Source organism: Streptococcus sp. sy004 (assembly GCF_007859205.1).
Classification (GTDB): domain Bacteria; phylum Bacillota; class Bacilli; order Lactobacillales; family Streptococcaceae; genus Streptococcus.
In genome coordinates, this window is sequence record NZ_VOHP01000001.1 from 438,928 (window position 1) to 458,857 (window position 19,930).

The 19,930-nt window shown below is 38.0% G+C and carries 20 protein-coding genes and 2 pseudogenes; 5 read left to right on the top strand and 17 right to left on the bottom strand.

The features are described from left to right. Positions 1–45: 45 nt before the first annotated feature. From FRX54_RS02280 to FRX54_RS02305, 5 genes and pseudogenes are all read right to left on the bottom strand, one after another. Positions 46–1,155: an AI-2E family transporter gene (locus FRX54_RS02280; RefSeq protein ID WP_146460581.1), complete on the bottom strand. Its 1,110-nt coding sequence runs from the start codon at positions 1,153–1,155 to the stop codon at positions 46–48. Between the two features lie 111 nt (positions 1,156–1,266). Then, a pseudogene (locus FRX54_RS02285) lies at positions 1,267–2,655 on the bottom strand (6-phospho-beta-glucosidase). Between the two features lie 63 nt (positions 2,656–2,718). Continuing rightward, on the bottom strand, positions 2,719–3,333 hold the full coding sequence (locus FRX54_RS02295; protein WP_146460587.1) for an SGNH/GDSL hydrolase family protein: 615 nt from the start codon (positions 3,331–3,333) through the stop codon (positions 2,719–2,721). Between the two features lie 123 nt (positions 3,334–3,456). Further along, positions 3,457–3,846: pseudogene (locus FRX54_RS02300) on the bottom strand (family 1 glycosylhydrolase); the annotation flags it as partial. A 61-nt stretch (positions 3,847–3,907) separates the two neighbouring features. After that, the gene (locus FRX54_RS02305; protein ID WP_146460589.1) at positions 3,908–4,459 is read right to left on the bottom strand and encodes a GNAT family N-acetyltransferase; all 552 of its coding nucleotides are present in this window, start codon (positions 4,457–4,459) and stop codon (positions 3,908–3,910) included. A 68-nt stretch (positions 4,460–4,527) separates the two neighbouring features. Between FRX54_RS02305 and FRX54_RS06410 the strand changes: the two genes are divergently transcribed. Together FRX54_RS06410 and FRX54_RS02315 are read left to right on the top strand one after the other, a co-directional pair. Continuing rightward, on the top strand, positions 4,528–5,169 hold the full coding sequence (locus FRX54_RS06410) for a hypothetical protein (RefSeq protein WP_261379610.1): 642 nt from the start codon (positions 4,528–4,530) through the stop codon (positions 5,167–5,169). Between the two features lie 13 nt (positions 5,170–5,182). Then, on the top strand, positions 5,183–5,818 hold the full coding sequence (locus FRX54_RS02315; RefSeq protein ID WP_146460591.1) for a copper homeostasis protein CutC: 636 nt from the start codon (positions 5,183–5,185) through the stop codon (positions 5,816–5,818). A 66-nt stretch (positions 5,819–5,884) separates the two neighbouring features. Here FRX54_RS02315 and FRX54_RS06310 read toward each other — a convergent pair whose 3' ends face one another. The 3 genes from FRX54_RS06310 to FRX54_RS02325 all read right to left on the bottom strand — a co-directional run bounded on the left by FRX54_RS06310 (position 5,885) and on the right by FRX54_RS02325 (position 7,575). Continuing rightward, positions 5,885–6,037, bottom strand: a complete 153-nt coding sequence (locus tag FRX54_RS06310; protein WP_186603316.1) for a hypothetical protein — start codon at positions 6,035–6,037, stop codon at positions 5,885–5,887. A gap of 14 nt (positions 6,038–6,051) precedes the next feature. Next, positions 6,052–7,362: a GTPase ObgE gene (obgE, locus tag FRX54_RS02320; protein ID WP_146460593.1), complete on the bottom strand. Its 1,311-nt coding sequence runs from the start codon at positions 7,360–7,362 to the stop codon at positions 6,052–6,054. An 81-nt stretch (positions 7,363–7,443) separates the two neighbouring features. Continuing rightward, the gene (locus FRX54_RS02325) at positions 7,444–7,575 is read right to left on the bottom strand and encodes a DUF4044 domain-containing protein (protein WP_146460595.1); all 132 of its coding nucleotides are present in this window, start codon (positions 7,573–7,575) and stop codon (positions 7,444–7,446) included. 141 nt (positions 7,576–7,716) lie between these two features. Between FRX54_RS02325 and FRX54_RS02330 the strand changes: the two genes are divergently transcribed. Both FRX54_RS02330 and FRX54_RS02335 read left to right on the top strand, forming a co-directional pair. Then, the gene (locus FRX54_RS02330; RefSeq protein ID WP_146460597.1) at positions 7,717–8,958 is read left to right on the top strand and encodes an aminopeptidase; all 1,242 of its coding nucleotides are present in this window, start codon (positions 7,717–7,719) and stop codon (positions 8,956–8,958) included. Positions 8,959–8,986: 28 nt separating this feature from the next. Next, entirely contained in the window at positions 8,987–9,220 is a 234-nt protein-coding gene (locus tag FRX54_RS02335) for a GlsB/YeaQ/YmgE family stress response membrane protein (protein WP_146460599.1), read from the top strand. Between the two features lie 76 nt (positions 9,221–9,296). On the opposite strand, the gene FRX54_RS02340 is transcribed toward FRX54_RS02335, so the two are convergent. Both FRX54_RS02340 and metK read right to left on the bottom strand, forming a co-directional pair. Beyond that, positions 9,297–10,556 carry a UDP-N-acetylglucosamine 1-carboxyvinyltransferase gene (locus FRX54_RS02340; RefSeq protein WP_146460601.1) on the bottom strand — a complete coding sequence of 420 codons (1,260 nt, stop codon included), beginning with the start codon at positions 10,554–10,556 and terminating at the stop codon, positions 9,297–9,299. A 113-nt stretch (positions 10,557–10,669) separates the two neighbouring features. After that, positions 10,670–11,857 (bottom strand): methionine adenosyltransferase, encoded by a 1,188-nt coding sequence (gene metK / locus FRX54_RS02345; protein WP_146460603.1) that lies wholly within the window; start codon positions 11,855–11,857, stop codon positions 10,670–10,672. A gap of 167 nt (positions 11,858–12,024) precedes the next feature. On the opposite strand from metK, the gene FRX54_RS02350 reads away from it, so the two are divergent. After that, positions 12,025–12,786, top strand: coding sequence for a biotin--[acetyl-CoA-carboxylase] ligase (locus FRX54_RS02350; RefSeq protein WP_146460605.1), 762 nt, complete (start codon positions 12,025–12,027; stop codon positions 12,784–12,786). Here the strand turns inward: FRX54_RS02350 and FRX54_RS02355 are convergent. The 7 genes from FRX54_RS02355 to pstB (FRX54_RS02385) all read right to left on the bottom strand — a co-directional run bounded on the left by FRX54_RS02355 (position 12,761) and on the right by pstB (FRX54_RS02385) (position 19,930). Then, positions 12,761–12,955, bottom strand: coding sequence for a DUF3272 family protein (locus FRX54_RS02355; RefSeq protein ID WP_146460607.1), 195 nt, complete (start codon positions 12,953–12,955; stop codon positions 12,761–12,763). The genes FRX54_RS02350 and FRX54_RS02355 overlap by 26 nt on opposite strands. Before the next feature lie 53 nt (positions 12,956–13,008). Further along, positions 13,009–14,316 carry a cell wall metabolism sensor histidine kinase WalK gene (locus FRX54_RS02360; protein ID WP_146460609.1) on the bottom strand — a complete coding sequence of 436 codons (1,308 nt, stop codon included), beginning with the start codon at positions 14,314–14,316 and terminating at the stop codon, positions 13,009–13,011. Then, positions 14,306–14,980 carry a response regulator transcription factor gene (locus tag FRX54_RS02365; RefSeq protein ID WP_146460612.1) on the bottom strand — a complete coding sequence of 225 codons (675 nt, stop codon included), beginning with the start codon at positions 14,978–14,980 and terminating at the stop codon, positions 14,306–14,308. The genes FRX54_RS02360 and FRX54_RS02365 overlap by 11 nt, the downstream gene beginning before the upstream one ends. An 87-nt stretch (positions 14,981–15,067) precedes the next feature. Next, positions 15,068–17,614, bottom strand: a complete 2,547-nt coding sequence (locus FRX54_RS02370; RefSeq protein ID WP_146460614.1) for a M1 family metallopeptidase — start codon at positions 17,612–17,614, stop codon at positions 15,068–15,070. 69 nt (positions 17,615–17,683) lie between these two features. Then, positions 17,684–18,340 (bottom strand): phosphate signaling complex protein PhoU, encoded by a 657-nt coding sequence (gene phoU, locus FRX54_RS02375; protein WP_146460616.1) that lies wholly within the window; start codon positions 18,338–18,340, stop codon positions 17,684–17,686. 15 nt (positions 18,341–18,355) lie between these two features. Continuing rightward, a complete protein-coding gene (gene pstB, locus FRX54_RS02380; RefSeq protein WP_146460618.1) occupies positions 18,356–19,114 on the bottom strand; it encodes a phosphate ABC transporter ATP-binding protein PstB in 759 nt (252 codons plus the stop codon). Positions 19,115–19,126: 12 nt separating this feature from the next. Then, the gene (pstB, locus tag FRX54_RS02385; RefSeq protein ID WP_146460620.1) at positions 19,127–19,930 is read right to left on the bottom strand and encodes a phosphate ABC transporter ATP-binding protein PstB; all 804 of its coding nucleotides are present in this window, start codon (positions 19,928–19,930) and stop codon (positions 19,127–19,129) included.

Sequence of the window (19,930 nt, forward strand, 5' to 3'; positions counted from 1 at the left end):
AGAAAAAGCGAGCTTCCTTTTTTGGACGCTCGCTTTTTACAAATATCATCTATTTTTTCTAGCTTGAATGTTAACCACCTGATCTTTGATTAACTGATAAAAGGTTGCAGCTAGAGGTACTGCTAAAAGCATACCTAGAATACCACCCAAGGCTCCACCTACAGTAATGGATAATAGAACCCACATTCCTGGTAAACCTATAGAGCCACCTACAACTCGAGGGTAAATTAGATTGCCTTCAAACTGTTGCAAAATAATCACAAAGATAAGAAAGAAAATCGCTTGATTCACTGATTGGGTTAAAATCAAAATCGTTCCGACTGTGACCCCGATATAAGCACCTACAACTGGAATAAGCGCTGTAAAGGCAATCACAATACCTATAGTTGGAGCATAAGGTAATTTGAAAATCCACATGCCAATAGTAGTTAAAGTACCTAAAATCATTGCTTCAAGGGTTTGGCTTACAAAGAAACCACGAAAACGTTTATGTAGAATTTCTCGAACATAATGAAAACTTTTAGCAAAGCGACCTAAATAAGTATCAAGCAAAAGATTTACCTGTCTCGCTAGACTTTCCTTACTTGATAAAACATAAATAGAAAAGATAAGGCTCACAAACAAGGACATCAAACCTGAAGCAAACTTTGTCACAGATGACAGCAAGTTTGATAGTAGGCCTAAAAATTGATTAGAAATTTGTTGACTATAACTAGAAATTTGTTGACTAATAACGACTTCGCCACCTAAATAATCTAAAAGTTTCGTTACCTTATCATTTTGTTGAACTTCCATCAAAATATTTTGAATATCAGACGGTTTAATGGCTAAAAGTCGTTTCAGACTACTAATCAAATCTGGTAAAACAATTGAAAAAATAAAAACAAAGGCCCAAATAAATGTTAAATAGGCTAGCAATAAACTAAGCGCTCGTAACCCCTTAAAAGATTTTTTAAACAGCTTAGTTAACAGTTTTTCATAGCCACTCATAACAATGTTAATCACGTAGGCAATACCTGCACCTGTTATAAAAGGCATCAATGCATTTTTTAGGGTATTGATCAAAGAGGCTCCCACAGACCAGTAAGTCATTATTGCATAGCAACTTGCAAAACTAACAATAATAAAAAGAAAACGTGAACGATTGAATATCATTTTTTATCCTAAACTTCTCTCTAATAAAATAGCAAAAATAAAGGTGAGAGGTATTCTCCACCTTTATCATTATTATAACATACTGCCGTTAGTTGCGATAACTTGTTTGTATCAATCAAACGATTTTTTCTTGGAACGTTTTAGGCTACCATTTCCTTCATTATCACGATCAACATAGATAAAACCATAGCGTTTTTTCATTTCACCAGTACCGGCAGATACGAGATCGATACAACCCCAAGTCGTGTAGCCCCAGAAGTTCCACACCGTCTTGGTTAATGACATCATTCATCGCCTTAATATGCTCACGCAGGTAGTCAATACGGTAATCATCTGCCACATAGCCTGTTTCATCTGGCGTATCTACTGCTCCCAGACCATTTTCAACGATAAACATTGGTTTTTGATAACGATCCCATATGGTATTAAGGGTAATCCTTAGACCAAATGGATCAATTTGCCAACCCCACTCTGACTCTGTGAGATAAGGATTTTTGATTGAGGCAAAGATATTACCAGCCGTTTTTTCCTTGACTGCTGGATCTGCTGAAGCCACTCGACTAGAATAGTAAGAAAATGAAATAAAATCAACCGTGTTCTCTTTCAAAAGTAGCAAGTCTTTGGGTTCAATATTGACCTTAATACCTTTTTGTTCCCACTCTTTTTTAGCATAATTTGGGTACTCACCACGCGCTTGAACATCAATAAAAAAGTAGTTTTCTCTATCTAATTTCAAACTCTCCCACACATCATCTGGATGGGGTGTATTGGGATAATACTGACCTGCCGCTAACATACAACCCACTTTATTTTCTGGATCAATTTCATGAGCAATCTTAGTCGCTAAGGCTGATGCTACCAATTCATGATGGGCCGCTTGGTATTTGACTTGTTCTTGATTTTCACCATCTTCAAAGTAAAGGCCCGCCCCCATAAATAGCGCATGTAAAATCATATTGATTTCATTAAAAGTCAACCAATATTTGACCAGTCCTTTATAACGTGTGAAAAGAGTGCGACACAAACGTTCGTAAAAACCAATTAACTGACGGTTGCGCCAGCCACCATATTCTTTAATCAGGTGCATTGGACAGTCAAAGTGAGTAATGGTGACCAAGGGTTCAATGCCATACTGATGACATTCCTTGAACACTTTTTCGTAGAAGTCAAGACCTGCTTCATTTGGTTCTAATTCGTCACCTTTTGGAAAAATGCGTGACCAAGCTATTGACATGCGATAGGTTTTGAAACCCATTTCAGCAAATAAGGCAATATCTTCCTTATAGCGATGATAAAAATCAATAGATTCCTTTGCAAGCCTTCTTCAAAGTCAAACATCTTCTTTTGACCTGCTATGATGGGGAAACGGTCTTTACCGATTGGCACAACATCAACATTAGCTAAGCCACGACCATCAACATCATAAGCTCCTTCACACTGGTTAGCAGCCGTAGCACCACCCCAAAGGAAATTTTTAGGAAATTCTGGATAAATTGTCATCTCATTACTCCTTATAATTGATAAAAGATTAAATTATCTTTTGATATCAAAAAATCAATTGGTTTATAAATACAGAGCTAGTTTTTTAGAAATGATCTCATAGGCTGGCATAGTCAGATGAAGCCCATCTGTTGTCAGATTAGCTGCTAACTGCCCTTTTTGGTCTAGTAATAATGGATACAAATCAATAAACTCAGCACCTGGCAACAGGGATAAATCTTGGTTTAGAGATTGAATGGCTTGATTGTTTCTAACCTTAACCTTTTCTTTATAATCTGCTGATTCATTAACAGGGAAGATTGACAGGATATAAATTTGAACAAAGGGATTTTCAGATTTAAGCTGATTGATGATGTCAATAAAACGCTCGATAGTATCTTGTTTGTCATAACCACGTCCAATATCATTAGTACCAATAGACAAGAAAACCTTACTAGGTTCTACAGCTAAAACCTGCTCTGCTAAATGTTCTTGTAACCAAACCGTATCTGTTCCAGCAATGCCTCGGTTAATCAAATGATGGTCACGCCCTAAATATTTTTTTAAAGGGAAAAATTCAGTAATCGAATCTCCTACAAAAACAATGCCGCCTTTTTTCTCTTTCTGATTGTCTTGTATAAAGCCTTGAAAACGTTGCATGATATAATCGTTTAAAGCCTGATTTCCTGTTTCTAACATAAGTTTTCCTCTCCTTAATAAAATCATTAACATGACATCATGTTATTTCTCTATTATACAATATCAAACACTATTAAACAAAAGACCCATTTTATAGTTTTGAAGAAATCTATTGATTGGTGACTAATCTTGATACAAACTAGCTCCATTGCTGGCAATGACAGTTTTATACCAATAGAATGATTTTTTCTTATAACGTGCTAGGCTACCACTGCCATCATCATGACGGTCAACATAGATAAAACCGTAACATTTACTTAATTCAGCAGTCGATGCTGACACTAAATCAATTGGGCCCCAAGTGGTATAGCCCAACACATCAACCCCATCTTGTAGGGCTTCTCCAACTTGAACAAGATGTTGTTGTAAATAATCAATACGGTAGTCATCCTCAACCGTTGGACCATTCGAACCCGCCACTAAAACATCTTTAGCTCCAAGTCCATTTTCTACAATAAAAAGTGGCAACTGATAGCGATCATAAAAATCATTTAAAACCAGACGTAAGCCTATCATCAAGTCACACCTAGCCAATATCGAAAAAATCAACTCATCAAAAAAGCTTAGGCTAAACCTAGGCGTTTTTGGATACATCTAAGCCATAAATTAAGGTGGTGATTTGATGACCTCTAAGACTGGTCGTGTTCTCAAGAATTTCTTCCAAATTCATGCCAATGGCCTCTAGCACAGCTCGGCTAGCCTGATTGTCTTGGTTACAACTTGCTTTCAAATAATTAACCGTTGGCATACTTATCGCCAAATCTCTTAGGGCAGCAAGCGTTTCTCTAGCATAGCCTTGATGATGATAATGACGGTTTAAGGTAATTCCAATCTCTGCTTTGGTGTTTGTGTCGTCCAAGCGAATACTAGAATTACCAATAATTTTACCTTCACTCAGCAGTTCAATACCATAACGACCCAAGGGAGTTTTGAGATTCCACAGGACTAATTCTTCTAAACTCTCTTCTTTGGTGCGACTGGCCATATAACTATATTTTAACAAATCGTCATCCATATTAAATTCATGATAATCTTCTGCATCAGCTAGGGAAAGTGGACGCAAACGCAGTCGTTGTGTTTCAATAATCTGATGTTCAGCCAAAATAAGCCAAGGATTTTTACTCATCTTAACACCTCTTGTCTTTATTATAGCACTTAGTTGATTTTTTGGGTAAAAACACGTAAGATGAGATTATGAAAAGATTGAACGCTCTCGCCCTTTATAGCGATGAAAAAACATTGGCCTTTTGGCAAAACATTCAAACTTATTTTGATGATTTGTTACAACTGACTATTTCTAGTCTTGATGACTTTACGCAAAACATAACTAACACTCATCAAGCCATTTTCAGCACAAGCACAGTTGAAACTGAACTGCCTTTGCTTATACTAAATTCTGCTGAACACCCTTGGCAAATCGCAAGGCAAATTCGTCAATTTATTGACAAGCAAACGCAAGAGCTATTGAATTATCTACCTTTGCGACTAACGATTTTTGATGAAAAAGGACATGTGCTGTACAGTAATGGGCAACCTGACGGTAGTTTTTTCTTTGCCGATGATGTGGAGCCATTGGAATCTTGGATCTTATCAGATATCAAGACCAGCCAAACGGATAGCCTTCATCTGCCAATTCCACTAGATAGCTTCAACCAACGGTTGATTCAAACTTATCAAGCCCTCTATGATGACCAAAAAAAACTACGAGGCATCTTTCAATACACCCAAGATATTTCACCACTTCTAAAAGCCTATTTAGATGATAGCGGACAAGCACTGGTCGGATGGTCTGATGTGACATCTGGAGCCTCTATTTCTAACCAAGATGATAATTAAATAAGGAAAAAATATGTTAATCAAGGAACTTTGTACCGAAACGGTAGAAAATCTTTTGGAGTTAAGCCCTCATCAAGTAGCGCGTGTCGAGTTGTGCCAACATTTAGCCATTGGTGGTGTCACGCCTTTTGCTCAAACTATTGAATATGCTGCTAAAATTCTACATAGTAAGGGTATTGCATTAGCCACCATGATTCGACCACGTGGGGGAGATTTTGTCTATACTCAAGAAGAGATAGAGCTGATGAGAACTGATATTTTGAAAGCAATCAAGTTAGGAAGTGACGCTCTAGTCATGGGATTACTAACTCTAGACAATCAACTTGATTGCCTAGCCATTGAATCCTTACTCCCAAGCACTCAAAGATTGCCCCTGGTTTTTCACATGGCCTTTGACCTTATTCCTAAAGCAGATCAGCTTCAAGCCTTAGAACGACTGATTGATTATAGCTTTACTCGTGTCTTAATGCATGGTTCAGCCAATCTTAGACAGCCAATTACTGATAATATTAACTATCTCAAATCCTTAGTTGATTATGCCAATAATAGAATTGAAATCATGATTGGGGGTGGCGTTACTGCTCAAAACTGTCACAGGTTAGCTTCACAAATTGGGACACCTATCGTTCATGGCACAAAAATCATCTAAATCTTGTCTTAACTATCATATCTGATAATAGTAAAACACCTAGAATAACTATTCTAGGTGCTTTACTTATTCTTTATCTTGATGATTTTTTGCCAAACGTAATTGGCGATTAGGATTAAGGGTATTAAACAGTTCTTCTAGTTTCTCAGTCGTCCAAATATCTGCTGCTGAGATAAATTGACCTTCCTCATTCTTGAAAGATATTGGCTTATCACCCATAATCATCCTCCTTTTTAATCCACAAATTCAAACTCAAAATTGCCAATACGAACAATGTCGCCATCTTTAGCACCACGCTCACGAAGGGCCTCATCAACCCCCATACCACGCAACTGACGAGCAAATTTCATGATAGACTCATCACGTTCCATATTGGTCATAACAAAAAGTTTCTCTAACTTCTCACCAGATAGAACCCAGGCGGCGTCATCATCACGAGAAATGTCAAAGGCTTTTTCTTCACCATTGAAGCCATAATAAACTTCTTCTTCCAAATCAGCTTCTTCATAAAGCAGAAATTCATCAGTTTGATTTAGTAATTCTGCTGTAGCTTCCAATAGATTATCCAAGCCTTGATGGGCAATACTAGAAATAGGGAAAATCAGTGGTAGCTCATCAAACTCATCATAAATAGCAGCTAATTTTTCACGGAACGTGGCTAGATTTTCTTCAGATTCTGGCATATCCATCTTGTTGGCAACGATAATCTGTGGCCGTTCCAACAAACGTAAGTTATAAGTTTCCAATTCATGATTGATGGCCAAGTAATCTTCGTAAGGGTCACGCCCCTCGCTTGCTGACATATCAATGACATGCAAAATAACACGAGTTCGTTCAATATGGCGAAGAAACTGGGTACCAAGACCGACACCTTGACTGGCGCCTTCAATCAGACCTGGTAAATCAGCCATGGCAAAACCATCACCAGATTTGGTTCTTACCATTCCTAAATTAGGTACAATGGTTGTAAAATGATAAGCCCCAATCTTAGGTTTGGCTGCCGTGACCACGCTTAAAAGGGTTGATTTTCCAACTGATGGAAAACCTACTAAACCAACGTCAGCTAGGATTTTCAACTCAAGAGCCAGTTCACGTTCTTCTCCTGGTTCACCATTTTCAGCAATTTCTGGTGCTGGATTACGAGGCGTTGCAAAACGGATATTTCCACGACCACCACGACCACCTTTGGCAATGATAAATTCTTGACCATGTTCCACCAAATCCGTAATCACTTTACCTGTTTGGGCGTCACGCACTGTTGTGCCTTGAGGCACACGAACATAAAGATTGTCTGCTCCTCGTCCGTGCATGCCCTTAGTCATGCCTTTTTCGCCAGATTTAGCCTTAAATTTCCGATTGTAACGAAAATCCATCAGGGTGCGTAAGCCCTCATCAACGATGAAAATAACATCGCCACCACGGCCACCATCACCACCCCAAGGACCACCATTTGGGACATATTTTTCACGACGAAAGGCCACCATACCATCACCACCACGACCAGCCTTAACGCTGATTTTGGCAGTATCTAAAAACATACTCATTTATTTCTCCTATACAAAAAAAGAGGGACAAAACATCACTTGGTCAATTTGTCACCCTTTGTTCAAACAAGCCTAGATAAACTAGGCTGAAATCGCACTAATAGCTGTCAATACAGCAGCACCAATTGTAATCAAAAGCATGATGACAACGACAACCAATGTGATTTTTTCAAAAAGCGTTTTTTTTCTTACTTCATTATCGCCAAAAGCCATAATTTCTCACCTTTTCTTAATTTACTCTTTAACTATCCTATCATGAATGACACTTTTTTTCAAGCCTTACCCAACGCTTTCTTAATTGAGATTTCTACCAAATTATGCTATATTAAGCCTATCACATAAAAGGAGATGCTTATGACACTAGCAAATTTTGATCAATTACTCGAAAAATATGCAAAATTACTAATCGCAAAAGGAGTCAATGTTCAAAAAGGACATACCCTTTGTTTAACCATTGATGTCCGTCAATACGAGTTGGCTCGTCTATTGACAAAGGAAGCTTATGCCAAAGGAGCGAGTGAGGTCATTGTTGACTTTACTGATGAAGCCATTACTCGAGAACGTTATTTACATGCCGCTGAAGAACGCTTGACGACTGTCCCACAATACCTAGTGGATAAATCTAACTATTTTTTAGACAAAAAGGCTAGTCGTTTAGTTGTTCTATCAAATAACCCAAGTGCCTATGCTAGTGTAGATTCAACACGTCTAGCAGCCGCCACTAAAGCCATCAATACCGCTCTTGAAAAACAACGAATTGCTACTCAAGCTAATAAAATTAGCTGGAACTTAGCTGCAGCTTCTAGTCCTGAATGGGCTGCGATGGTCTTTCCTGATCTAGAAACCCGTGAAGAACAAGTGGATGCCCTTTGGGATGCTATCTTTAAGATGAATCGTATCTATGAAGCAGATCCAGTTAAGGCTTGGGATGAGCATGAAGCTAAATTAACAGAAAAAGCAAAAATCCTTAATGACATGCAGTTTGACGCCCTTCATTATCTCGCACCAGGGACCGATCTAACTCTTGGTATGCCAAAAAATCACATTTGGGAAGCTGCGGGTAGTTTCAATGCTCAAGGTGAAAAATTCATTGCCAACATGCCAACTGAAGAAATCTTTACTGCTCCAGATTATCGTCGTGCTGATGGGGTTGTCACTAGCACCAAACCACTAAGCTATGCAGGGGTTGTCATTGAAAACATGACGTTTACTTTCAAGAATGGTCAAATTGTTGATGTCAAGGCAGAAAAAGGCGAAGAAACTCTTAAACGCTTGATTGAAGAAAATGATGGAGCTCGTTCTCTTGGGGAAGTTGCCCTAGTCCCTCATAAAACACCAATCTCTCTTTCAGGATTGACCTTCTTTAATACCCTTTTCGATGAAAATGCCTCAAATCATTTGGCCATCGGTTCAGCCTATGCTCACAGTGTTGAAGGTGGAGTTGACATGACCCAAGATGAGCTGAAAACTGCTGGTCTTAACCGTTCAACAACACATGTGGATTTTATGATTGGTTCTGAACAGATGGATATTGATGGGATTACAGCTGATGGTCAGCGTGTCCCAATCTTCCGTGGTGGCGAATGGGCTATCTAAACACAAAGATTAGAAAGATAAGAATATTATGATTCAAGCAATTATTGTTGGTACTATTATTGGGGGACTGGCTGGTTTGATTACCAAACGTAACCATCGTATCGGATGTCTAACTCGCATTTTAGTCGGTTTAATTGGTGCTAGTCTAGGTCAATGGCTTTTAGGAGATTGGGGGCCATATCTTGCTGGACGACCAATCTTTCCAGCAATCCTTGGTGCTGTGATTATTCTAAGTATCTTTATTCCTAAGGATAATCGCTAACCAAAAAGGTCGATGTTAAAACGCATTGATCTTTTTTATGACAAAATAAAAAACTAGGATAATTCATCCTAGTTTTTTAATCTTCAACCAATTGAATATCTGCTCCTAGAGCTGTCAATTTTTCAATAATATTAGAATAACCTCGCAAAATAAATTCAATATTGGTAATTTCTGTTTTTCCTTGAGCCATCAAACCAGCCGTTACCAATGCCGCACCCGCTCGCAAATCCGTTGCCTTAACTGCTGCACCTGTTAGTTGATCTGGGGCATTGTAAACTGTTTTTCCACCAACAACTGAAATATCTGCACCCATACGTGCTAACTCAGCCACATGATTAACTCGTTTTTCATAAATCGTATCAATAATGCTACCACGACCTTGAGTTGTCAAAAGTAAAGGAGTGATTGGTTGCTGCAAATCGGTCGCAAAACCTGGATACGGCGATGTCTTAACTGACACTGCTTTGAGATTATCTTGTTTTTCAACAAAGACACTATCCTCATCAATGGTCATTCGCACACCCATTTCTTCCAGTTTAGCAATAAAACTTTCCAAATGTTCATATAAAACATTTGTGACACGAATACCTTGACCAATAGCTGCCGCCATAGCAATATAGGTTCCTGCCTCAATGCGATCTGGAATAACCTGATGACGTGTGCCGTGTAGGCGTTTAACACCTTCAATGGTTATGACATCTGTACCTGCGCCACGGATATTAGCCCCCATATTATTTAACAACGTTGCAACATCAATAATCTCAGGTTCACGCGCTGCATTTTCAATAACAGTCTTCCCCTGAGCCTTAGCTGCTGCAATCATGGTATTGATGGTTGCTCCAACACTCACTGTATCCATATAAATATGAGCTCCCTGAAGTGGACTACCATCTGTCGCCAAACGCATAGACTCACCTTCATAAGAAACCTTAGCTCCCATGGCTTCAAAAGCCTTCAAATGAAGATCAATCGGACGAGGACCCAAGTCACAGCCACCTGGCAAGCCAACTGTGGCTTCTGCAAAACGACCTAACAAACTCCCATAAAAATAATAAGAGGCACGCAAGCTGTTGATTTTACCATAAGGCAGAGGGATATTTTTGACACCTCGTGGGTCAATTTCAAGGGTTTCACCATCACGTTTGACCACACAGCCCATAATTTCAATAATTTCTACTAAACTGTCAACATCACTAATGGCTGGTACACCATCCAAAGTGACAATATCATCTGCTAAAATAATAGCTGGAATTAAGGCCACCACACTATTTTTGGCACCAGAAACCGCTACTTCTCCACTTAGAAGTTTACCACCATTGATTACAATCTTACGCATACGTTCTATTCTTTCTTAACACTATATTCAACTTTACTAGTTTATCATATTTCACTAATTTTTACAAATGATTTATCTAAAATAAAAGGAGGTTCTATACCTCCTTGTTTTATTTATTGAAAATAATTCTGCAAAGCTTGAACCTTATCTAAACGCTCCCATGGTAGCTCAATATCTGTTCGTCCCATGTGACCATAGGCAGCCGTTTGACGATAAATAGGACGCTTCAAATCCAACATCTTGATAATGCCTGCTGGTCGTAAATCAAACAGTTGACGTACGGCTTCTTGCAGTTTTTCTTCAGACATTTGGCTAGTTCCAAAAGTGTCTAAACGTATCGAAACAGGTTTTGCCACACCGATAGCGTAGGCCAATTGAACTTCTACTTTTTTAGCCAAATCTGCTGCAACAATATTTTTTGCAATATAACGAGCTGCGTAAGAAGCAGAGCGGTCAACCTTTGTTGCATCCTTACCTGAAAAAGCACCACCACCATGACGAGCATAGCCACCGTAAGTATCCACAATAATCTTACGACCTGTCAAGCCAGAATCTCCTTGAGGACCTCCAATAACAAATCGGCCTGTTGGATTAACCAAATAGTTAGTTTTATCGTCCAAATAATGAGCTGGAATTACTGCTCTAATGACCTTATCAATGACATCTTTGGCGATCTGGTCTTGACTGACGTCTGGGTCATGTTGTGTTGAAATCACCACCGTATCTACTCGGATTGGCTGATCATTTTCATCATACTCAACCGTTACTTGACTTTTGGCATCTGGTCTTAAATAACTCAACTGACCTGACTTCCGCAAATCAGCCAATTTTTTAACCAATTGATGAGAAAGAGAAATCGGTAAGGGCATGAATTCTGGTGTTTCATCAATGGCAAACCCAAACATCAAACCTTGATCCCCTGCGCCAATTCGATCCAGGGCATCTTCTTGACCTTGACGAGCCTCTAAGGCTTCATTAACACCTTGGGCAATATCTGGAGATTGTTCAACCAATGACGGATGAACACCAACCGTTTCAGCTGAAAAACCATACTCCGTTTTGGTGTAGCCAATCTCTGCAATGGTATCACGAACAATGCGATTGATATCAACATAAGCTGATGTCGTAACTTCACCAAAAACATGAACGGATCCTGTATAAACAACCGTTTCGGCTGCTACATGAGCATCTGGATCTTTTGCTAAAATCGCATCCAAGATAGCGTCTGAAATTTGATCAGCAATCTTATCAGGATGTCCCTCAGATACTGATTCAGAAGTGAATAGTTTACGTTCTGACATAAAAATGTCCCCCTTTTAATAAATCTTGTTAAAAAGTTACAAAGTACTAGCTGTCTATCTAGACAACTACCTTTTCGGGACTCATTAACTCTACTATTTTAACATATTTTATCAAAATTTAGCTTTCTTAGTTGCCTATTACGGTCATTTTTTATTATACTTAGAATATGAAAACGGATTATCTATCAGCCAAAGAAATTAGTCAGGCTACTGGGCTTCAGGTCTCTATCAATTCCAACAGCCAATCCACCCAATTAGATGCCAAACTAAACCTAAAAAGTGCAGAACAGCTACCAGTTCTCTACCTTGCTCCCCAACAAGAACAAGCTGTTGGACGTTTTGGTCGTCCTTTTTATACCAATCAAGGTGGCATTTATATGACTTTACACCTCAAACCAAATTGTTCCTACGATGATTTACCCGTCTATACTATGATGACAGCAACCAGTATTGTCAAGGCTATTCAGCGTCTGACTGGGATTGATTGTGGTATCAAATGGGTCAACGACATCTACTACCAGGGTAAAAAAATCGCAGGTATCTTGACCGAAAGTTTATCCTCAGAACAAGATGTGGTAACTGACCTCTTAATTGGAGTCGGAATCAATTTTTTCATTAGTGAATTTCCTTCTGAATTGAACCAAATTGCTCATTCACTTTTCCAAGAAACACCACCCATTAGTCGCAATCAGCTCATCAGTGAGATTTGGCAAATTTTCTTTAATACACCAAAACGTGATTTAATTAGGGTTTATCGTGATAAATCTTTAGTTTTGGATAAAAAAATAAGCTTTACCGACAAAGGTAAAAGCTATGAAGGACTTGTGATTGACATTAGTCAAAAAGGAGAATTAGTGGTTCAACTAACTGATAACAGCCAAAAACGTCTCTCCAGTCATCACATTAGTCTTTCTTCTTGGGAAATGTGAACAGGCTTTCCGTTAATTTTGTCACAAAATAAACCCGTCTAAGATCACGATAGAGCAAAAATCCCCAAAAGGCTGCAATCAAATACTCTCCATTAAATAAGGCTTGATTGAAAAAAATGGTTTCTAAGGCACAAAAAAATGCCACCAACAAAAATTGTAAAATTGTCATAATCCTATTCTAACAAAAAAGTAACTGGAAAACAAAAACCAGTTACTTTTTTACTAGAATTTAACGATAAAAATGGTGCCTTTAGGTTCATTATCTTGAACAGTAATCGTTCCTTTCAACGAATCTACAATTTGCTTAGCCAAAGCCAATCCTAAGCCAAAACCGCCTTGTTGCCTTGTTCTAGCCTTATCGACTCGATAAAAACGATCAAAAATATGCTTTTTATCCTCTGAGCTAATCCCAATTCCTTGATCAGCCACACTCAAATAAAAATGTTTATCTGTTGATTTTACTTCAAAAACAATTTCATCATTTTTATCGGTATATTTCATGGCATTGTCAAAAAGAATCGTCATCAACTGTTTTAATAAGGTTCTATCTGAAACAACTTGATGTTTGACTTGATTATTTACCTTAAACAATTTACCTTGTTCTTCTGCTATCATTTGATAATTAGTAAAAATGTCATTAAAAAAGTCTGATGATAAGGTTTCTAAGTCGGGTTTTATGCCATCATCACGTCGAGCCAAATTAAGTAAATTAGTTGTTAACAATTTCATATTACGAACTTCATCTAGGCTTGACGCGATATTTTCCGTATTATCCATAATACTTGAATTGGGCTTACGAAATAGAGTTTCTAAGCGATTTTGCAGAACTGCTAAAGGCGTACGTAACTCATGACTAGCATTTTCAACAAAGGCTTTTTGTTTTTCATAATTGGCCAAAATTGGACGACGACTCCATTTGGCTAGGTAAACACTGGCTCCCACTGACACTACCCAAAAAGTTATCATGACAATAACAATCATTTTAGTATAGCGATCATTAGCTTCTTCTAACTGATTGGTGTTAATGGCAATCATAGCATAGGCCACTTCAGGATAAATCACGTTCTTCACTGGCACCGTCAAAGTCCGATACTCAAGGGTTTCTCCCAAAATATTGGTTAGGGACACTTTGACAATACTATCTAAATTTTTCTTGTCCAATTTGACGTATTCAAGACCTGATAAGGTATCAAGTGTATTTAAGATATTACCATCAGAGCTATATAAAATAACATCGGTATTAGCAATCACTTCGCTAGGTGGGATTAACTTAGACTGATCGTCAGCTGTTGTTTTATTATTGTCAGTAATGGCGTTAAAGCTATTTTTTATCATAGCCAAAGTCACATAAGACGAAATATCCTTTTGTGCCGTTCTGAGATTGGAATCAACAGTGGTATAGATTCCAAAAGACATGACTTGTAAGATAATGACCGTCATGACCAAAAATATCCCTGTAAAAACACCTAAAAAGTGGAGAAAAAAGGGAAAATTTTCAGATTTGGATAACCCTTTAATTCTACTCAGCATTCTTTAAAATATACCCCACACTCCTTAGTGTTTGTAAATTATTCACAAAATCAGTTCCTTTTAGCTTTTTACGAATTTTGGAAACATAGACTTCAACCACTGAAATGGTGGTATCACTGTCAAATCCCCATATCCGATCAAAAATTTGAGATTTTGGTAAAATGACATTTTGATTTTGTAAGAAATAAATTAACAAATCAAATTCCTTACCTAAAAACTCAACTTCTTGGTTGCCAATTAAAACGGTATTGGTACTTGTATTGACTTCAAGATTGCCGTAATTCAGATTATTATCCGTCAATTTACCAGAACGTTTGAGCAAGGCTTGAATACGCATTTTCAACTCTTCTAAGTAAAAAGGTTTGGTAATATAATCATCTGCTCCTAACTCAAAACCATTGGTCTTATCATCTAGACTTTCTTTGGCTGTCATGATGATAACTGGTGTCAAGACTTCTTTTTCTCTTAACTCTTTCAGCATTTGAAAGCCATCTTTTTCAGGTAACATAAGATCCAGTAAAATCAAATCATAAACACCACTTTCAGCCTCGTAAAGACCTTCATCACCGTCAAAAACCTGCATGACATCAGCAAAATCATCCAAAAAATCAAAAACTGAATTGGACAAACTTAAATCATCTTCAACTAATAAAATTTTAATCATGGTATCTCCTTCTAACGAGAAGTTTAACAAACTTTTCTTAAGCTAGACTAAAGAGAGAGTTCAGAAGTCAAACTCTCTCTTCTTCTACTAGGCCCTTATGTGAGCTAAAATAGCTTGTTCTAACTCGAGTTTATTTTTAGTCACTTGATCAATTCGTGATTGAATTTCACGCATACCCATTTCAATCTCACGAGTTAGTGCCAAGTCAGATAGTTCTGGTTCATAAAAAGCTTTGAATTCTGCCAAGCGTTCTTCTGACTTAAAGCAAGCAGCAGCAACACTAACAAAATCAGCATAACTCATATCACCAGCAAAGGTTTTCTTCAACCAGTACCAATTTTCTTTTGCCCATGTCCATAGGCGTTCTTGAGCAAAGTTTGACTGCAATAACGCCAAATACCAACTCGATAAATCTTGTGGTTTGATGATGTCTTTATTGTTTAGAGATGTCACTAACTGATCAAGACTAGCTTTTGATTGAGTCAAGGCTAGAGCTGCTCGTAATTCGACACGCAATACACCATCACTTGTTTGAACATACTGCTCTAAGTATTGATCCACAAGGGATTGACTTTCAGCTCGTCTTAATTGATTAGACAAAACAGCATGACGAATCCCTGCTGGAATTTCATCCAATTTATCTGCATATTGGTTAAAAACCTCTTGCAAACGAGTCGCAACTTCCGCATGATTGGCCCATGATAACATACTCAACATGATATGACGGCTTTTTTCAATAGCGTCATCTTCATCTTTTTGAGCCACCAAACCTAGTTGCTCATAGCTGGTTTGAAAACTTTTAATAACAAGTTGTTTGAGAACTTGCTCAGCTTCGGAGCCTTCATCAATGATATTTCTTAAGCTATAGACAAGTCCTTGCAAGGCTGATAGCATAGGATAAGAGCTCTCCTGACTAAAAACAGTCAAAAATGGTAGCAATTGGGTATAGGAAATCAAGCCACTAGCTGCAAGTAAACGATACTCTTGGATAATTTGCAATTTACTCATCTGATCTAACTCAGCTAAATCAGCCATCAAATCAGTCTGCAACTGCCCATCATAATAGCTAATGAAATGAGCCGTATTACCTAGGTTAAGACGAAAAGCACCTTTGTTTTTAGCTGCTAACTGACTAAAATTAGGAATTTTAATAACAGCTTTTGACAAGGTGTCTGGAATACCTGACCAGTTACTATTAAGTGGTATATGCCACAGACGACCTTTTGCTTCATGTTGACCAATAAAGAATTGGTTTTGACTAAGGATTAAGGTATCATTTTCTACCTTGGCTGTAACAACTGGAAAACCTGGCTGTTCTAGCCAACTCTCCATAAAGCTAGCTGCATCCTTGTCCGAATGACCAGATAAAGCATTCCACAAATCTTGACCAACCGTGTTACCATATTGATGTTGCTCAAAGTAATCTCGCAAACCAGCAACAAAGGCTTCTTCACCCAACCAATGATAAAGCATAAACATCAAACGGCTACCCTTAGAATAAACAATGGCACCATCAAAAATCGTTTGAATTTCATCTGGATGATTGACAGCCACATGAACAGATTGGATACCATCAATGGCATCACGATTAAGAGCAGAGGGAATTTCTTTAATTTTAAAATCATTGCTAATTTGCCAAGTAGGTTCTAGCCTATCAACAGCTAGATTTTCCATCATCATAGCAAAACTTTCATTGAGCCATAAATCATCCCACCAAGTCATTGTCACAAGGTTACCAAACCATTGATGAGCTACTTCATGCGCAATCACTAATGCAATAAGCTGACGACTCATCAAGGTTGAATTCTCATCTGACAAGAGATAAATTTCACGATAAGTAATCAAGCCCCAATTTTCCATTGCTCCTGCTGAAAAATCAGGCAAAGCAATATGATAACACTGTTTCAAAGGATAAAGGACACCAAAGTAGTCTTCATAAAACTCCAAAACTCGCTTGGCAAAATCAAGTGCAAAATCTAACGAAGAGGATTTATGTGCCTTGGTGGCAAAAATGCCAACTTCTACACCACTCTTAGTGGTTGTTAACTTGCTTTGAAGTTCACCAATCGCAAAAGCTAGTAGATAAGTTGACATACGTGGGGTTGTTTCAAAGCTCCAGATACCTGTTTCTTGACGCTTTTCTATATCAATTTCAGGCATATTGGAGAGAACAACTTCTCCTTGGCCTTGATCAAATTTAATTGATAAACTAAAAGTCGCCTTAGCCGCTGGCTCATCAAGACATGGGAAAACTTGTCTTGCAAAATGGCTTTCAAATTGAGTAGCAAGCACCTCTTTTTTAATCCCATCGATTGTATAATAAGATGGGTACATTCCTGTCATACCATCTGTAATATGACCTGAAAAAGTAAGTTCAAGCTCTTGTTGACCAACTTGCTCCACCTGGAAACGAAGCTCTTCCAAATCGTGATTAACTTCAAATTCCACTTTTTTGCCTGCTACAAGAACCGTTTCAATCTTCAAATCTTTTTGATGAAATGCAATGGTTTCTTTAATTGCCTGTCCCTTAATCGCAACTCGACCTGAGAAGCTTTTATCTTTTCGATTGATATTTAAGAAAATATCATAATGCTCAGGGACAAAACGTTTGACTAAATGCTCAACGGTTTCCATCTTTTTCTCCTTCTTTAATATAGACTGAAAGGAAGTAACCACTGTACTTCCTTACTTGTCTTTATTATATCACAATTCAATAATCTTACCAGTTTTCAAATAAACAACCCACTCACACAAGTTTTTAGCATAATCACCAATGCGCTCTAAATACAGCAAGACTTGGAAATACTCTTTACCAGCAAAAATAGTGTCTGGATTTTGACGAATTTCTTCGATAGCTTGACTTTGAATATTACGGAAATAATTGTCAATATCGGCATCAATTTTTGCTACATCACGAGCCTTATCTGCATCACCTGTGACGTAAGCATCTAGGGCATCTTCTACCATGGCCTTAACGGCACGTCCCATTTTCTTGATTTCTGCTTCAATAGCTGGCAAGTAGTTACTTTCCTCTTGCATACGCAAGGTTGCTTTTGCAACTGAAACAGCATGATCACCCATACGCTCCACATCACTTGACGCTTTCAAAACAGTAATGACATTACGCAAATCTTGAGCGATAGGTTGTTGTAAGGCAATAATTTCAAGCGATTTTTTCTCCAATTTAACCTCATAATCATTGACCACATCATCTTCTGCAATGACTTCTTGGGCCAAATCAACATCATGGCTCACAAAAGCACGAACTGTCTTATTGATTTGAGCAAGTACTTCTGTTCCCATCGAATAAAATTGATTGTGTAATTTTTCTAGTTCTTCTTCAAACTGAGTGCGTAACATAGTATTCTCCTTTTTCTAACCAAATTTACCAGTAATATAATCTTCTGTCTCTTGCTTACTTGGATTAAGGAAGATTTTTTTCGTATCATCGTATTCAACCAAATCACCATTCAAGAAGAAGGCTGTCTTGTCTGAAATTCGACTGGCTTGTTGCATACTATGGGTGACAATAATCTGTGTATAATCTGACTTCAATTCATAAAGGGTTTCCTCAACCTTACTTGAGGAAATCGGATCAAGAGCAGATGTCGGTTCATCCAGTAGGATAATTTTAGGACTGGTTGCTAGTACCCTAGCAATACAAATCCGCTGTTGCTGACCACCTGATAAGCCAAGGGCTGAATCGTGTAAGCGATCCTTAACTTCGTCCCAAATTGACGCTTGTTTGAGTGACGTTTCTACAACTTGATCAAACTTTTGTTTGTCATTTTCACCTTTCAAACGTAAGCCATAAACAACGTTTTCGTAAATCGACATTGGAAACGGATTGGGTTGTTGAAAGACCATGCCAATTTCCTTACGCAAATCAACCGTATCCATCCGAGGACTGTAAATGTTATGTCCCTTATACATAATCGATCCAGTAATGGTAACGCTTGGAATCAAGTCATTCATCCGGTTAATAGAACGCAAAAGTGTTGATTTCCCTGATCCTGATGGACCAATAAAAGCCGTGATCTCATTTGGGAAGATATCCATGGAAATATTATTTAATGATTTTTTCTTCCCATAGTAAAGGGAAATATCGCTGATATGTAAAATTGGATCTTGCATCTTATCCCCCTTCTATCCAAAACGTCCAGAAACATAGTCATTCGTTGACTGACAGTTTGCATTTTGGAAAATTTTCTTGGTTTGATCATACTCAATCAAGTCACCACTATAGAAAAACGCCGTGTAATCACTTGAACGAGCTGCTTGTTGCATATTATGAGTCACAATGATAATCGTATAATCTTTTTTCAACTCCATCATGGTTTCTTCTACCTGCATGGTTGAAATCGGATCAAGAGCACTAGCTGGTTCATCCATCAAAAGAATGTCTGGTTTAACAGCAATCGCTCTTGCAATACACAAGCGTTGTTGTTGGCCACCTGAAAGTGCCAATGCTGACTTGTGAAGATCGTCCTTAACCTGCTCCCAAAGAGCTGCTTGTTTGAGTGACGTTTCCACCAACTCATCTAAAAATGCCTTGTCTTTGACCCCTGCACGCTCATGAGCGAAAGTGATGTTACGATAAATAGACTTAGCAAAGGGATTTGGGCGTTGGAAAACCATACCAATTTGTTTTCTCATCTCATAAACGTTGATCTCAGGACGATTCACATCTAAGCCCTCATACCAAATTTCTCCTGTCACTCGAGCAATGTCAATGGTATCATTCATTCGATTCAAACTTCTTAAAAAGGTTGACTTTCCTGAACCAGATGGACCAATTAAAGCAGTTATTTTATTTTTTTCAAACTGCATATCCACGCCTTTGATTGACTCTTTTGTCCCATAAAAAACATGTAAATCTTTGGTTTCTAGAGCGACATTATCTTTATCAAAGGTGATGATATGCTTTTCATTCCAATTATATTCGACCAT